Consider the following 15,218-nt stretch of genomic DNA (forward strand, 5'->3'; position numbering starts at 1 on the left):
CCGGGCTTTCAAGGGCAGCCCGGCGAGGTTTCTCCCGGACGGTCCGGGGTGATGCCGGCTCCCGTGGAGGACCCGGCCGGGGCGGTGGGAAGGCCGCGCGCGTCGCCTGCGCCCACGGCCCAGCGTTGCCGGCAAGCCGGGCGCCCGCGGGCGAGCCCCGCGCGCCCGGCCCGGTACACTTCCGCCATGCCGGTCCACCTCGTGTTCTGCAGCTGCCCCGACTCCGACACCGCCCAGCGCCTGGCCGCCGCCCTGGTCGAGGCCCGGCTGGCCGCGTGCGTGAGCCTGCTGCCGCCGATGCGCTCGGTATACCGCTGGCAGGGCGCCATCGAGCAGGCCGACGAGGTCCTGCTGCTGGCCAAGACCGCGGCCGACCGCACGCCGGCCCTGGTCAGCCGGCTGCGCGAGCTGCATCCCTATGAACTCCCCGAGATCGTGGCGGTCGAAGCCGCCGCCGGCCTGCCCGCCTACCTGGACTGGGTGGCCGATGCCACCCGCGAGTGAACCCCGCCCCATGCCATCCACGTTCCGTCGCCTGATCCCGGTCCTGCTCCACTGCCTGCTGGCCGCTCCCGTGCTGTTGGCGGCGCTGCCCGCCGCCGCGATCGACCAGGACGACCTGCTGCCGGTCGACGAGGCCTTCGTCCTCACCGCCAGCGCCCCCTCGCGCGACCGCATCGACGTGCGCTGGAAGATCGCCGACGGCTATTACCTGTACCGGCACCGGACCGCGGTCACGGCCAGCGGCGGTTTCAGCGGCGGCGCCCTGCGCCTGCCCGACGGCACCCGCCACACCGACGAGTTCTTCGGCCCGGTGGAGACCTACCGCCGCGAACTGGTCGCCACGCTCGACGGCAAGGCGCTGGGCGACGGCCCGGTGCAGCTGGAGGTCAAGTACCAGGGCTGCGCCGACGTGGGCATCTGCTACCCGCCGCAGACGCGGCGCCTGCAGGTGGCGCTGCCCGCGGCCGCATCCACCGGGCCGGCGCAGGGGACGCCGTCGGGCCTGCCCGGCCTGGCCGCTTTCGGCGGCACCGCCGCCGGTGCGCCACGCGGTCTGGCCTTGCCCGGCCAGGCGCCGCTGCCCGACGCCCAGGCCTTTGTCGTGGAGGCGATCGCCGACGGTGGCAACCGGATCCTGGTGCGGATGCAACCGGCCCCTGGCTACTACCTCTACCGTGACCGCAGCCGGTTCGTGCTGGAGGGGGATCCGGGCCTGGCGGCGCAGGCGCCGCGCTGGCCCGAAGGCACGCGCCACCACGACGAACACTTCGGCGAAGTGGTGGTGTTCTTCGACCCGGTGGAGGTCCAGGTGCCCGTGCGGCGGGCCCATGCCGACCCGGCCCAGGCCACCCTGGTGGCGACTTTCCAGGGATGCCAGACCGATGGCATCTGCTACCCGCCGATGACGCGCCGCCTGCCGGTCGACCTTCCGGCCGGACGGATCGATGCCGCCGCGCTGGTGCCGGTGCAGGCCGGTCCCGTTGCCCCGGCCGATGCGCCTGATACGGCGCCGGCCGCGCAAGCCGGCGAAGGCGAACCGGTCGCCGCCACCGCAGGCGAGGCAGAGACCGGCCCGTCGATGGATGCATCCGCCGGCAACGCGCAACGCACGCGCGCACCGCCGCCGGTCCAGGCGCCGCGACTGGCCGGGATCCTGCTGCTGGCCCTGCTCGGCGGCCTGGTCCTGAACCTGATGCCGTGCGTGCTGCCGATCCTCTCGCTCAAGGCGCTGGGCCTGGCGCAGAGCGGCGAGAGCGCGCACCGCGCGCGCCGCCATGCCCTCTGGTACACGGCCGGCGTGCTGGTCGCCTTCGCCGCGGTCGGCGCGCTGGTGGTCGGCCTGCGGGCCGCCGGGCAGGCGGCCGGCTGGGGATTCCAGCTGCAGCAGCCCTGGTTCGTGGCCGCGCTGGCCTACCTGATGTTCGCCGTCGGCCTGAGCCTGTCGGGCGTGTTCACCCTCGGCGGCGGGATCGGCGGCGGACTGGCGGCGACGCGCAGCGGACCGGCCGGCGACTTCCTCACCGGGGTGCTGGCCTGCGTCGTCGCCAGCCCCTGCATCGCGCCGTTCATGGGCCCGGCGCTGGCGTACGCCTTCGCCGCACCGGCATGGACGGGGATGCTGGTCTTCCTGGCCCTGGGCCTGGGCCTGGCGCTGCCGTTCCTGCTGATCGGCTTCGTGCCCGCGCTGGCCCGCCGCCTGCCGCAGCCTGGCGCGTGGATGGAAACGCTCAAGCAGCTGCTCGCCTTCCCGATGTACCTGACCGCGATCTGGCTGCTGTGGATCCTGGGCCGCCAGCGCGGCGCCGATGCGATCGCGCTGGTGCTGGCCGGGGCGACCTTGCTGGCACTGGCGCTGTGGTGGTTCGAGCGCAGCCGCTGGCAGGGGCGCCGGGCCGGTACCGCGCTGGCGGCGGCGCTGGCGCTGCTGGCCCTGGTGCCGGTGTGGGGCGTGACCCGGATCGCCCCGGCGGCCGCCGCGACGCCGGCCGACGGCGTCGTCGCCTACTCCGCCGACGCGCTCGACCGCCTGCGCGCCGGCAACCGCGTGGTGTTCGTCAACATGACCGCCGACTGGTGCGTCACCTGCAAGGCCAACGAACGCAACGTGCTTTCCAGCGACGCCTTCCATGGCCTGCTCGAGCGCACGCAGGCGGTCTACATGCGCGGCGACTGGACCAACACCGACCCGGCGATCAGCGCGTTCCTCGAACAGCACCACGCGGTCGGCGTGCCGCTGTACGTGGTCTACGGACCCGGCGCGCCGCCGGCGGTCCTGCCGCCCGTGCTGACCCCGGCCATCGTCGAGGACGCGCTGCTGCGCGCGGCGGCGCGATGACGCCCGGGCGCCGCCTGCTGGTGGTCGCCGCCGCGGCCGCCGCGCTCGGCCTGGTGGCCGGCCTGTGGCACGGCCGCAGCCCGCTGCAGGACAGCGAAGCGGGGCAGCGCGCCTTGCAGGCGGCCGCCAACGCCAGCGCGCCGGCCCCGCCCGCCGGGGTACATCCGGCACGTCCGGGCGATCCGCTGCCGCCGATCCGCCTGCCGGACCTGGACGGCAACGCCGTCGATCTGGCCTCGATCGCGCCGGGCCGGCCGCTGCTGGTGAATGTCTGGGCCAGCTGGTGCGGCCCCTGCGTGGACGAGATGCCGGAGCTGCAGCGCTTCGCCCGCTCCCAGCATGCGGATGGGGTGCAGGTGGTGGGGCTGGCCCTGGACACGCCGGAGGGCGTGCGCGGCTTCCTGGCGCGGGTGCCGGTGGACTACCCGATCCTGCTGGAGACGCCGGGACCGGCCGATGCCAGCGTCTGGCTGGGCAACACCCGTGGCCTGCTGCCGTACACCGTCCTGGTCGACGCCCAGGGGCGGGTGCGGAAGCAGAAGCTAGGTCCGTTCGCCGAGGGCGAGGTCGCGGACTGGGCGGTGCATTGACGGCCTGCGCAGGCGGAGTGCGCACCCGTCCGCAGTTCACCCGGATTCAATCATTCGCTTGAAACGCGCTTAACTTCGCCGAACTGGACAGTAATGGCGCCTTCGCGCAGACTGCCGCCCTTTCCGGTCCCGCAACCCCGATGGCCCGACTGCTGGTCCTGCACGGCCCCAACCTCAACCTGCTCGGCAGCCGCGAGCCGGAGGTCTACGGGCGCACGACGCTGGCCGACATCGATGCCGGCCTCAGCGCACAGGCCGCCGCGGCCGGCCATGTGCTGGAGTCGTTCCAGTCCAACGCCGAGCACGCCCTGGTCGACCGGGTCCAGGCCGCCCGCGGCGACGGCACCGCCTTCATCCTGATCAATCCCGCCGCCTTCACCCATACCTCGGTCGCCCTGCGCGACGCGCTGGCGGCGGTGGCGATCCCGTTCATCGAGATCCACCTGTCCAACCCGCATGCCCGCGAACCGTTCCGCCAGCACAGCTACTTCAGCGACAAGGCGGTCGGCGTGGTCTGCGGTTTCGGCGCCGACAGCTACCGCTACGCCCTCGATGCCGCGCTGGCGCGGCTGACCGGCTGACGTTTCCCCCTGTAAACCGCGCGCCCCCGGCGCGACGCTCCCACCACAGAGGCCACCATGGACCTGCGCAAGATCAAGAAGCTCATCGACCTGCTCGAAGAATCCAACCTCGCCGAGATCGAGATCAAGGAGGGCGAGGAGAGCGTGCGCCTGTCGCGCATCCCGACCGGCGTGGCCGTGGCCGCCCCGGCCGCCGCGCTGGAAGTGCGCTCGCCGGCGGCCGCCGCGCCGGCCGCCGCGCCGATGCCGATGAGCTCGCCCACCGAATCGGCCACCGGCGGCACCGCCAAGGCCGGCGCCGACCTGCCGCCGGGCCATGTCGTGCGCGCACCGATGGTCGGCACCTACTACGCCGCGCCGGCGCCGGACAAGCCGGCCTTCGTCACCGTCGGGCAGCAGGTCAAGGCTGGCGAGACCCTGGGCATCATCGAGGCGATGAAGATGTTCAACCCGATCGAGGCCGACGTCGCCGGCACGGTGGTCGCGATCCTGTGCGAAAGCGGCCAGCCGATCGAGTTCGACCAGCCGCTGTTCGTGATCGGGTAAGCGGGACGTTCGCGCGCCACCGGCGCCGAGCCCGCGAACGCCCACCGGCCTGCTGGCCGGCGGGCTGGAAGAACGAACTGGGAAACGAACATGCTCGATAAAGTCGTCATCGCCAACCGTGGCGAGATCGCCCTGCGGATCCTGCGCGCCTGCCACGCCATGGGCATCCGCACCGTGGCCGTGCATTCCACGGTGGACCGCAACCTCAAGCACGTGGCCATGGCCGACGAGTCGGTCTGTATCGGCCCTGCGCCCTCGGCCGACAGCTACCTCAACATGGCCTCGATCATCGCCGCGGCCGAGGTCACCGACGCGCAGGCCATCCATCCCGGCTACGGCTTCCTGTCCGAGAACGCGGACTTCGCCGAGCGGGTGGAGCAGTCCGGCTTCGTCTTCATCGGGCCCAAGGCCGACACGATCCGCCTGATGGGCGACAAGGTCGAGGCGATCCGCGCGATGAAGTCGGCCGGCGTGCCCTGCGTGCCGGGTTCCGGCGGCCCGCTCGGCGAGGACATCGTCGCCAACACCAAGATCGCCCGCGAGATCGGCTATCCGGTGATCATCAAGGCCGCCGGTGGCGGCGGCGGCCGCGGCATGCGCGTGGTCCATTCCGAAGCCGCGCTGGCCAACGCCATCACCACGACCAAGACCGAGGCCAAGGCCGCGTTCGGCAACGGCGAAGTCTACATGGAGAAGTTCCTGGAGAATCCGCGCCACGTGGAGATCCAGGTGCTGGCCGACGGCCAGGGCAACGCGATCCACCTGGGCGAGCGCGACTGCTCGATGCAGCGCCGCCACCAGAAGGTGGTCGAGGAAGCGCCGGCGCCGGGCATCACCGCCGAGCAGCGCGCGCAGATCGGCAAGGTCTGCGTGGAGGCCTGCATCCGCATCGGCTACCGCGGCGCGGGCACGTTCGAGTTCCTGTACGAGGACGGGCGCTTCTACTTCATCGAGATGAACACCCGCATCCAGGTCGAGCATCCGGTCACCGAGATGGTCACCGGCATCGACCTGGTCGCCGAGCAGCTGCGCATCGCCGCCGGCAACAAGCTGTCGATCCGGCAGGAGGACGTGGTCCTGGAAGGCCATGCGATCGAATGCCGGATCAACGCCGAGGACCCGGAGACCTTCATCCCCAGCCCCGGCCTGATCCAGCACTTCCATGCCCCCGGCGGCCCGGGCGTGCGCGTGGACACCCACATCTACGAGGGCTACCGCGTGCCGCCGAACTACGACTCGATGGTCGGCAAGCTGATCGTGCACGCGCCCGACCGCGCCACCGCGATCGCGCGCATGCGCGTGGCGCTGAGCGAGATGGTCGTGGACGGGATCAAGACCAACATCCCGCTGCAGCAGCGGATCATGCGCGACCAGGGGTTCCAGGCCGGCGGCCAGAACATCCATTACCTGGAAAAGCGCCTGGCCGAGCGCAAGAACAAGTCGATCGCGCTGGGCTGAGCGGTGTAGCGGGGACCAGCTCCCCGCGTACGCTGTTGTAGGAGCCGATTCATCGGCGACCCGACGCCGCGGGCACAGGCGATGCCGCCCGCGATCCAGGCGCCCGTATCGCCCATGAGGATGGGCTCCTACACAAATGCCGACATGGCGGCCCTGGGTAGGAGCCGATTCATCGGCGACCCGACGCCGCAGGCACAGGCGACGCCGCCCGCGCTCCAGGCGCCCGTGTCGACCATGAGGATGGGCTCCTACAGCAGATCGGCGGGCGGGCCGCGTGAGACAATCGGCGCCCGCCCCCCCGCACTGCCGCCGACATGCCCTATCTCGAACTGAGCCTGCGCAGCACCGAGGCCGAGCAGCCGCGCTACGAGCGTGCACTCGAGGACGTCGGCGCGCTGTCGGTGACCCTGCTCGACGCCGACGCCGACACGCCCAACGAGCGCGCGATCCTCGAACCGGGCGTGGGCGAGACCCCGATCTGGAAATCGCTGGTGCTGACCGCGCTGTTCGACGCCGACACCGACGCACTGGCCCTGCTGGCGGCGCTGGAGGCCTTCGACCCCGGGCTGGACTGGGCCAGTGCAGGGTTCCGCAAGGTCGAGGACGAGGACTGGGAGCGCGCCTGGCTGGACCAGTTCCAGCCGATGCGCTTCGGCGATCGCACCTGGATCGTGCCCTGGAACCATGAACTGCCGGCGGAGGCCGACGTCCCCGGCGCGGCAGTGGTGAGGCTCGACCCGGGCCTGGCATTCGGCTCGGGGACCCATCCGACGACCGCGCTGTGCCTGCGCTGGCTCGATGCGCTGGCCGGCGATGGCCTGCTGCGCGATGCGCGCATGCTCGACTTCGGCTGCGGCTCGGGCATCCTCGCCCTGGCCGCGCTGAAGCTCGGGGCCGCGGCCGCGGTCGGCGTGGACAACGACCCGCAGGCGGTGCTCGCCACCCACGACAATGCGCAGCGCAACGCGGTCGACGCGCACCTGGCCGTGTACCTGCCGCAGGACGAGCCGGTTTCGACATACCCCGTGGTGGTGGCCAACATCCTGGCCACCGCGCTGGACGCGCTGGCCGAAGTGCTGGCCGCACGCGTGGCTCCCGGCGGGCGCATCGCCCTGTCGGGCATCCTGCAAGGCCAGGAGCCGGAGCTGCTGCAGCGCTACGCCGCCTGGTTCGACGACCTGCAGGTCGCCGTCGACGGTGACTGGGTACGGATCGACGGCGTCCGCCGCTGACCTGCCGGCAAACGGGTGCGGGAAGCGGCGTCGACATGCTTGAATAGCCGCATGTTCTTCCCCTGCCCGCACTGCCAGTTCCTGGTCGCCTACCACCCGCAGTCGCGGCCGCTGCCTGCGCAATGTCCGCGCTGCGGCCGGCCGTTGCAGGAGGACATCGACACGACACCTGGCACCAGCGAGGGGCCACTGGACGGACAGGCGCAGGACAGCGCCGCGCCCGTCGATGCGCCGATGCCCGGATCCGGCCGGGACGCCGATGCGGTGCCCGGCGAGGCATCGATCGCGACCGAAGCGCAGGCCAACCCGGCGGCGCCCGCGCCTGCAGCCGGCACCGGTTTCGCAGGACGACTGCACCGCCGGGGCTGGGAACGCTGGCAGTGGCCGCTGGTCGCCCTGCTCGCGCTGCTGCTGGCCTTGCAGGTCTTGCTGGCCGACCGCGCCAACCTTGCCGCCGACCCGCGCTGGCGTCCGCTTGTCGGAACGCTCTGCGACGCGCTGGGCTGCGAGTTGCCGGCCTGGCACGAGCCGACCGCGTTCACCATGCTCGACCGCAAAGTGCGGCCCGAAGCCGGGCGTCCCGGAGCGCTGCGCGTGGACGCGACGTTCCGCAACGATGCGCGCTGGCCGCAAGCCTGGCCGGCGTTGCAGCTGGCCCTGTCGGATGCGGACGGGCGCGTGCTCGGCAGCCGGGTGTTCGCGCCCGGCGACTACCTCGGCGCCGAGCCGGGGACGTTGCTGTCGCCTGGACAAAGTGCGCAAGTCACCTTTCTGGTGCAGGAACCGTCGCCGGGCACGGTCGCCTTCTCGTTCGAGTTCCGCTGAACGCGCGCAAGCGCATCCGGCCAATGGCAGCGGCGGGAATCCCGCGCTAGACTCCCCTGCCCGCTTCGACGCGGCCAGCACTTTCCCGGAACCCCCGTGCAGCAGAACGCCTCCGCCCGCGCCGATACCGGCCGCACCGCTTCCCGTCCGCCGTTGCGCGAGCACGTGGCCCAGTCGGTCCGCCGCTACCTGCGCGACCTGGATGGCGTCGACGCGAACGACGTGTACGAAATCGTGCTGCGCGAGATGGAGATCCCGCTGTTCGTGGAAGTGCTCAACCACTGCGAAGGCAACCAGAGCCGCGCCGCGGCGCTGCTGGGGATCCATCGCGCCACGCTGCGCAAGAAGCTGAAGGACTACGGCCTGGCGTAGAGCCCGGCTTGCCGGGCTGGGCCCCTGCCGGCGATTCCGGCCAGGCGACCCCGGCCCCAACGGTAGCCATGTCCAGCGGAGCGGAGCGATCCGGCCCGGTACAATACCGGCCCCGTTCCGCTGCCCCCTTCCCCATGACCGCCGATTTCCTGCCCGTCCGCCGGGCATTGCTGTCCGTTTCCGACAAGACCGGCCTGCTTGAACTGGCCCGCGCCCTGGCCGCGCTTGGCGTCGAACTGCTCTCCACCGGCGGCACCGCCCGCGCGCTGCGCGAAGCCGGCCTGGCGGTGAAGGACGTGGCCGACGTCACCGGCTTCCCGGAAATGATGGACGGGCGGGTCAAGACCCTGCACCCGCTGGTGCACGGCGGCCTGCTCGGGCGCGCCGGCGTGGACGATGCGGTGATGGCCCAGCACGGCATCGGCGCGATCGACCTGCTGGTGCTGAACCTGTACCCGTTCGAATCGGTGACCGCCAGGGCCGACTGCACGCTGGCCGATGCGGTGGAGAACATCGACATCGGCGGCCCGGCGATGCTGCGCTCGGCGGCCAAGAACTTCGCCCGCGTGGCGGTGGCCACCTCGCCGGACCAGTACGCGACGCTGCTGGCCGAACTGCAGGGCAACAACGGCGCGCTGTCGGCGGCGACCCGCTTCGCGATGTCGGTGGCCGCGTTCAACCGCGTCGCCCAGTACGACGCGGCGATCAGCAACTACCTGTCGGCGGTGACCGACACCGCCGTACAGGTACCGGTGCGCGCCGAGTATCCGGCGCAGATGAACTCCACCTTCGTCAAGGTCATGGACCTGCGCTACGGCGAGAACCCGCACCAGTCCGGCGCCTTCTACCGCGACCTGTACCCGGTGCCCGGCACGCTGGCCACCTTCACCCAGCTGCAGGGCAAGGAACTGAGCTACAACAACCTGGCCGACAGCGACGCGGCCTGGGAATGCGTGCGCCAGTTCGACGTGCCGGCCTGCGTGATCGTCAAGCACGCCAACCCGTGCGGCGTGGCCGTGGCCGCCGACGTGGGCCAGGCCTACGAGCTGGCCTACGCCACCGACCCGACCTCGGCGTTCGGCGGCATCCTGGCGTTCAACCGCACGCTCGACGCGGCCACCGCCAAGGCGATCCTGGACCGCCAGTTCGTCGAGGTGCTGATCGCGCCGGACTACGAGGAAGGCGCGCTGGACTACGCGAAGAAGAAGGCCAACGTGCGCGTGCTGCGCATCCCCCACGGCGCCGGCCTGAACAACTACGACTCCAAGCGCGTCGGCTCCGGGCTGCTGCTGCAGTCCTCGGACAACCGCGGCATGAGCGCCGGCGAACTGAAGGTGGTGACGAAGCTCGCACCGACCGACGCGCAACTGGGCGACCTGCTGTTCGCCTGGCGGGTGGCCAAGTTCGTCAAGTCCAACGCGATCGTCTATGCGAAGGACCTGCGCACCATTGGCGTGGGCGCCGGCCAGATGAGCCGCGTGTATTCGGCGCGCATCGCCGGGATCAAGGCGGCCGACGCCGACCTGGTGGTGGAGGGCTCGGTGATGGCGTCCGATGCGTTCTTCCCGTTCCGCGACGGCATCGATGCCGCGGCCGCGGCCGGGATCAAGGCGGTGATCCAGCCGGGCGGCTCGATGCGCGACGCCGAGGTGGTCGCCGCGGCCGACGAGCACGGCATCGCCATGGTGTTTACCGGCGTGCGCCACTTCCGCCACTGAGGCGGCGAACGCGGCACGGTCGCGACGCGGGTTCATCTTCGGCGCGCTGCGGCGGCAGCGCCGGCCCGGCGCGCGGCCAGCGACTGCGCGCACATGGCGTGCCCGTCCGCCGGGCGCATAACGCGCCTTGACGCCGGACCGGCTAGGCTGGCTGCCTGTCCATCCAGGGAGGCGGCGCCATGTGGATCCGCGAGGAAGGCCCCGACGACGTCGATGCGATCCACGACCTCGTGCGCAAGGCGTTCGCCGCCTATCCGGGCGAAGGCAAGCTGGAAAGCCGTACCGTCGACACGCTGCGCGCCGACCACGCGCTGGCCGTGTCGCTGGTGGCCGACATCGACGGCCGCATCGCCGGCCATGTCGCCTTCTCGCCGGCGCGGCCCTCGCGCGATGGCGATCGCTGGTACGTGCTCGGCCCGATCGCGGTCGACCCCGCCGACCAGGGCCATGGCATCGGCGCCGCGCTGGTGCGCGCCGGCCTGCGCATCCTCGAGGAGCGCGAGGCCAATGGCTGCGTCGTGCTGGGCGATCCGGCGTACTACGCGCGCTTCGGTTTCCGGCCCGACCCGTTGCTGACCCTGCCCGCCGCACCGGACGGCGCCTTCCAGGCGCTGCGGTTCACCGACGCCGGTTCGGCCGGCGAGGTGGTGCTGCACGCGGCGTTCGGCCACCACGAGTACGACTGAAACGATCGACGGCCTCGCCGCGGCGGCTGGGCGGCACGGGCGGGCACGGTAGAATCGCGCTCCCTCCCCAGCCATCGAGCCCGCCCGCATGTCCAAAGTCCTCGTGATCGGATCCGGTGGCCGCGAGCACGCGCTGGCGTGGAAGCTCGCCCAGTCGCCGCGGGTGACCGAAGTGATCGTCGCCCCGGGCAACGCGGGCACCGCCACCGAGGCGCGCTGCCGCAACGTGGCGGTCAAGGTCACCGACATCGAGGGACTGCTGGCGCTCGCCCGGGACGAAGGTGTCAGCCTGACCGTGGTCGGCCCGGAGGTGCCGCTGGTGGCCGGCGTGGTCGACCGCTTCCGCGCCGCCGGCCTGCGCATCTTCGGGCCCACCGCGGCGGCCGCGCAGCTGGAAGGCAGCAAGGCCTTCGCCAAGGATTTCCTCGCCCGCCACCGCATCCCGACCGCGTTCTACGCGGTGCACACCGATGTCGACGCCGCGCTTGCCTACATCCGCTCCAAGGGCGCGCCGATCGTGGTCAAGGCCGACGGCCTGGCCGCCGGCAAGGGCGTGATCGTGGCCATGACCCTGGAGGAAGCCGAGGACGCGGTGCGCGACATGCTCTCCGGCAACGCCTTCGGCGACGCCGGCGCCCGCGTGGTGATCGAGGAGTTCCTGGAGGGCGAGGAAGCCAGCTTCATCTCCATGGTCGACGGCCGCACCGCGCTGCCGATGGCCACCAGCCAGGACCACAAGCGTGTCGGTGACGGCGACACCGGCCCCAACACCGGCGGCATGGGCGCCTACTCGCCCGCGCCGGTGGTCACGCCCGCGGTGCACGCGCGGGTGATGCGCGAGGTGGTCGAGCCGACCGTCCAGGGCATGATCGCCGACGGCGTCCCGTTCACCGGCTTCCTTTACGCGGGCCTCATGATCGACGCCTCCGGGGCGCCGAAGGTGATCGAGTTCAACGTGCGCTTCGGCGATCCGGAGACCCAGCCGGTGATGCTGCGCCTGCAGTCGGACCTGGTCGAACTGGTGGAGGCGGCGATCGATGGCCGCCTGCACGAAGCCCGGGCGCAATGGGACCCGCGCCCCTCGCTGGGCGTGGTGATGGCGGCGCGGCCCTATCCGGAAACGCCAGTCACCGGCGACGTGATCAACGGGCTGAACGCCGTTCCGGCGGGGGCCAAGGTTTTCCATGCCGGCACCGCGCTGGATGCGTCCGGCAACGTGGTCAGCGCCGGTGGCCGGGTGCTGTGCGTGGCCGCGCTGGGCGACTCGGTGGGCGACGCGCAGCGGCGCGCCTACGCCGGCGTCGACGCCATCCACTGGGCCAACGAATTCCACCGCAACGACATCGGCTGGCGCGCGATCGGGCGCGAGCGCGGCTGAGCCGCGGCGCCCGCCACGCAGGCATTCAGACGTTGGCGTCCTCGGGAGGCAGGCCCGTGGCCAGCGGCGCTGCGCCGGGGGCATCGGCAGCGGTTTCCGGGCAGCGCGCGTCGAGCGTGTAGGCGGTCATCGACAGCGAGCCGTACGCGTACCCGTCGACCAGCACCTCGGCGGCCCGCCCGGCCGCCGCGGACAGCCCCGCCACGTACAGCAACGGCAGGAAATGGTCCGGCGTGGGCACCGCCAGGCGGAAGTCCGGGTGCGAGCCCAGCGAGGGCACGTCGTGCGGCCGCTCGAGCATCAGCTGGCGCGCATGCTCGTCGAAGCGGCGGGCCCAGTCGAACGCGCCGTCGGGCTGCTGCCAGTCGATCGCGCGCAGGTTGTGCACGACGTTGCCGCTGCCGACCACCAGGACCCCATGCTCGCGCAGCGCGGCCAGCTTCGCGCCAAGCGCCAGGTGCCACTCCGGCGGCTTGCGCGCGTCGATCGACAGCTGCACCACGGGGATGTCGGCCTCGGGGAAGGCATGCACCAGGACCGACCAGGTGCCATGGTCGATGCCCCAGCCGTCGACGTCGGCGCCGACATGGTCGGGACTGACCGCATCGGCGACCTCGTCCACCAGGTCCGGCAGGCCCGGCGCCGGGTACTGCACGTCGAACAGCGCCTGCGGGAAGCCGTAGAAGTCGTGGATGGTGCGCGGCCGCGCCATCGCCGTCACCGCCGTCGCGTTGACGTACCAGTGCGCCGACACGGCCAGGATCGCGCGCGGCCGCGGCACCGCCGCGCCGAAGGCGCGCCAGGCCTCGGTGAAGCGGTTGCGCTCCAGCGCGTTCATCGGGCTGCCGTGGCCGAGGAACGCGGCCGGCATCGGCCGCGCTGCGGCCGTGGTCGGGATACTCATGGGAACCTCGCGACGCATGGGGGCCACCACTCTAGCCAAACGCGCGGCCGCGGGGCGCATGCGCGGCGCAACGCACCGTGCCAGTCCGGCCGCGCGCGGCCGGTGCCCCGCCGCCGACGCACCGCGGCCATTGCGGTCTGCTAGGCTCCGCGCAGCCCCGCGGAGACCTGCATGTCCGGCCACAGCCAGTTCGCGCTGCTGACCCAGCGCCGTTTCCTGCCCTATTTCATCGTGCAGGCGCTGGGCGCCTTCAACGACAACGTCTACCGCCAGGCGATCATCGGCCTGCTGTTCTTCCTCGGGGTGACCACCGAACAGCGTTCGCTGTACGCGATGCTGGCGCCGGCGATCTTCATCCTGCCCTACTTCCTGTTCTCGGCCATCGCCGGCCAGGTCGCCGAGAAGCTGGAGAAGCAACGCCTGATCGTGATCACCACGGCCATGGAGATCGCGATCATGTCGCTGGCCGCGGCCGGCTTCCTGCTGCAGAACATGCCGGTCCTGCTGGTGGCGCTGTTCTGCACCGGCGTGCAGTCGACCCTGTTCGGCCCGGTCAAGTACTCGGTGCTGCCCGCGATCCTCAAGCCCGAGGAGCTGACCGGCGGCAACGGCCTGGTCGAGATGGGCACGTCGATCTCGATCCTGTTCGGCATGATCTTCGGCGGCCTGATCTTCCAGCTGGCCGGCGCGCAGGGCCCGGCGGTGGCCGCCACCGCGATCGTGCTGCTGGCGGTCACCGGCAACCTGGTCGCGCGGCGGATCCCGCGCGTGGATGCCGGCGCCCCCGGCTTGAAGGTGCACTGGAACCCGCTGCCCGAATCGCTGGCGGTGCTGCGCATGGCCCGGCGCCAGCCGGCGGTGCGCAACGCGATCCTCGGCGTGTCCTGGTTCTGGTTCTTCGGCACGCTGCTGACCTCGCAGCTGCCGGCCTACGCGGAAGTGAACCTGGGCGGCGCATCCGGCTCGGCGGCGCTGTACATCGGTGCGCTGGCCCTGTTCTCGATCGGCACCGGCGCCGGTTCGCTGCTGTGCGAGAAGCTGTCGGCGCGCACGGTCGAGATCGGACTGGTACCGCTGGGCGCGTTCGGGATGAGCGCGTTCCTGCTCGACCTGTACTTCGCCCGCTCCGGCGCGGCACCGGTGGCCGGGCTCGACCTGGCCGGCTTCCTCGCGCAACCGGGGAGCCTGCGCATCGTGGTCGACCTGATGGGCATCGGCCTGTTCGCCGGCCTCTTCGTCGTGCCGCTGTTCGCGCTGATCCAGAGCCGGACCCCCGCATCGGAGATGTCGCGGGTGTTCGCCGCGGTGAACATCCAGAACTCGCTGTTCATCGTGTCCGCCGCGCTGGTCGGCATCGCCCTGCAGCAGGTGCTGGAATGGACGATTCCGCAGGTGCTGCTCGCCCTGGCCATCGCCAACCTCGTGGTCGCGGGCTGGATCTTCGCCCTGGTGCCCGAGTTCCTGATGCGGTTCCTCAGCTGGCTGATGGTGCGCGCGCTGTACCGCATGCGGCCCCGCGGCATCGAGGACAACGTACCCGACGAGGGCGCCGCGCTGATCGTGTGCAACCACGTCAGCTACATGGATGCGCTGATCCTGGCGGCGAGCATCCCGCGGCCGGTGCGGTTCGTCATGTACTACCGGATCTTCAACATCCCGGTGATGCGCTGGATCTTCCGCACCGCCAGGGCCATCCCGATCGCCGGCGCGCGCGAAGACCCGGCATTGATGCAGCGCGCGTTCGACGAGATCGACGCGACCCTGGCCGAAGGCGAACTGGTGTGCATCTTCCCCGAAGGCGCATTGACCAAGGACGGCGCCATCGCCCCGTTCAAGTCCGGCGTGGAGAAGATCCTCGAGCGCGCCGCCCAGGCCGGCCGGCCGGTGCCGGTCGTGCCGATGGCCCTGCGCGGCATGTGGTCGAGCATGTGGAGCCGGCGCGACGGCCGGCTGGGCCGCATGCGCGTGCCGCGCCGCTTCCGCGCGCAGGTGGAAGTGGTCGCCGGCGTACCTCTGGACGGACAACCGTCGGCCCAGGAGATCGAAGCGCGCGTGCGCGAACTGCGCGGCGATGCCGCCTGAACGGCGC

The 15,218-nt window shown here is 71.8% G+C and carries 14 protein-coding genes; 13 read left to right on the plus strand and 1 reads right to left on the minus strand.

The annotated features are described in order from the left end of the window. The first annotated feature begins 186 nt into the window (after nucleotides 1-186). The 12 genes from cutA to purD all read left to right on the plus strand — a co-directional run bounded on the left by cutA (nucleotide 187) and on the right by purD (nucleotide 12,225). Nucleotides 187-504: a divalent-cation tolerance protein CutA gene (gene cutA / locus CSC66_RS13215; protein ID WP_162377873.1), complete on the plus strand. Its 318-nt coding sequence runs from the start codon at nucleotides 187-189 to the stop codon at nucleotides 502-504. Between the two features lie 10 nt (nucleotides 505-514). Beyond that, nucleotides 515-2,839: a protein-disulfide reductase DsbD family protein gene (locus CSC66_RS13220; RefSeq protein ID WP_238394394.1), complete on the plus strand. Its 2,325-nt coding sequence runs from the start codon at nucleotides 515-517 to the stop codon at nucleotides 2,837-2,839. After that, the gene (locus tag CSC66_RS13225) at nucleotides 2,836-3,429 is read left to right on the plus strand and encodes a TlpA family protein disulfide reductase (RefSeq protein ID WP_162377875.1); all 594 of its coding nucleotides are present in this window, start codon (nucleotides 2,836-2,838) and stop codon (nucleotides 3,427-3,429) included. Before CSC66_RS13220 ends, CSC66_RS13225 begins: the two co-directional genes overlap by 4 nt. A gap of 140 nt (nucleotides 3,430-3,569) precedes the next feature. After that, nucleotides 3,570-4,010 carry a type II 3-dehydroquinate dehydratase gene (gene aroQ, locus CSC66_RS13230; protein ID WP_162377876.1) on the plus strand — a complete coding sequence of 147 codons (441 nt, stop codon included), beginning with the start codon at nucleotides 3,570-3,572 and terminating at the stop codon, nucleotides 4,008-4,010. Between the two features lie 57 nt (nucleotides 4,011-4,067). Then, nucleotides 4,068-4,556 (plus strand): acetyl-CoA carboxylase biotin carboxyl carrier protein, encoded by a 489-nt coding sequence (gene accB, locus CSC66_RS13235; RefSeq protein WP_162377877.1) that lies wholly within the window; start codon nucleotides 4,068-4,070, stop codon nucleotides 4,554-4,556. A gap of 90 nt (nucleotides 4,557-4,646) precedes the next feature. Next, entirely contained in the window at nucleotides 4,647-6,014 is a 1,368-nt protein-coding gene (gene accC / locus CSC66_RS13240) for an acetyl-CoA carboxylase biotin carboxylase subunit (RefSeq protein ID WP_162377878.1), read from the plus strand. A gap of 314 nt (nucleotides 6,015-6,328) precedes the next feature. Continuing rightward, nucleotides 6,329-7,246 carry a 50S ribosomal protein L11 methyltransferase gene (prmA, locus tag CSC66_RS13245; RefSeq protein WP_162377879.1) on the plus strand — a complete coding sequence of 306 codons (918 nt, stop codon included), beginning with the start codon at nucleotides 6,329-6,331 and terminating at the stop codon, nucleotides 7,244-7,246. A gap of 51 nt (nucleotides 7,247-7,297) precedes the next feature. Then, the gene (locus CSC66_RS13250; RefSeq protein WP_238394395.1) at nucleotides 7,298-8,071 is read left to right on the plus strand and encodes a DUF3426 domain-containing protein; all 774 of its coding nucleotides are present in this window, start codon (nucleotides 7,298-7,300) and stop codon (nucleotides 8,069-8,071) included. A gap of 96 nt (nucleotides 8,072-8,167) precedes the next feature. Next, nucleotides 8,168-8,443, plus strand: a complete 276-nt coding sequence (fis, locus tag CSC66_RS13255; protein ID WP_162377880.1) for a DNA-binding transcriptional regulator Fis — start codon at nucleotides 8,168-8,170, stop codon at nucleotides 8,441-8,443. A gap of 134 nt (nucleotides 8,444-8,577) precedes the next feature. Continuing rightward, nucleotides 8,578-10,161, plus strand: coding sequence for a bifunctional phosphoribosylaminoimidazolecarboxamide formyltransferase/IMP cyclohydrolase (purH, locus tag CSC66_RS13260; RefSeq protein WP_162377881.1), 1,584 nt, complete (start codon nucleotides 8,578-8,580; stop codon nucleotides 10,159-10,161). Between the two features lie 179 nt (nucleotides 10,162-10,340). After that, nucleotides 10,341-10,847 carry a GNAT family N-acetyltransferase gene (locus CSC66_RS13265; protein WP_162377882.1) on the plus strand — a complete coding sequence of 169 codons (507 nt, stop codon included), beginning with the start codon at nucleotides 10,341-10,343 and terminating at the stop codon, nucleotides 10,845-10,847. A gap of 88 nt (nucleotides 10,848-10,935) precedes the next feature. Next, the gene (purD, locus tag CSC66_RS13270) at nucleotides 10,936-12,225 is read left to right on the plus strand and encodes a phosphoribosylamine--glycine ligase (RefSeq protein ID WP_162377883.1); all 1,290 of its coding nucleotides are present in this window, start codon (nucleotides 10,936-10,938) and stop codon (nucleotides 12,223-12,225) included. Between the two features lie 25 nt (nucleotides 12,226-12,250). Here the strand turns inward: purD and ygiD are convergent, their stop codons facing one another. Continuing rightward, nucleotides 12,251-13,129: a 4,5-DOPA-extradiol-dioxygenase gene (gene ygiD / locus CSC66_RS13275; protein WP_238394396.1), complete on the minus strand. Its 879-nt coding sequence runs from the start codon at nucleotides 13,127-13,129 to the stop codon at nucleotides 12,251-12,253. 171 nt (nucleotides 13,130-13,300) lie between these two features. On the opposite strand from ygiD, the gene CSC66_RS13280 reads away from it, so the two are divergent. Next, on the plus strand, nucleotides 13,301-15,211 hold the full coding sequence (locus CSC66_RS13280) for an MFS transporter (RefSeq protein WP_162377884.1): 1,911 nt from the start codon (nucleotides 13,301-13,303) through the stop codon (nucleotides 15,209-15,211). Nucleotides 15,212-15,218 lie beyond the last annotated feature (7 nt).

It is taken from the genome of Pseudoxanthomonas kaohsiungensis, from assembly GCF_010211765.1.
GTDB lineage: Bacteria > Pseudomonadota > Gammaproteobacteria > Xanthomonadales > Xanthomonadaceae > Pseudoxanthomonas > Pseudoxanthomonas kaohsiungensis.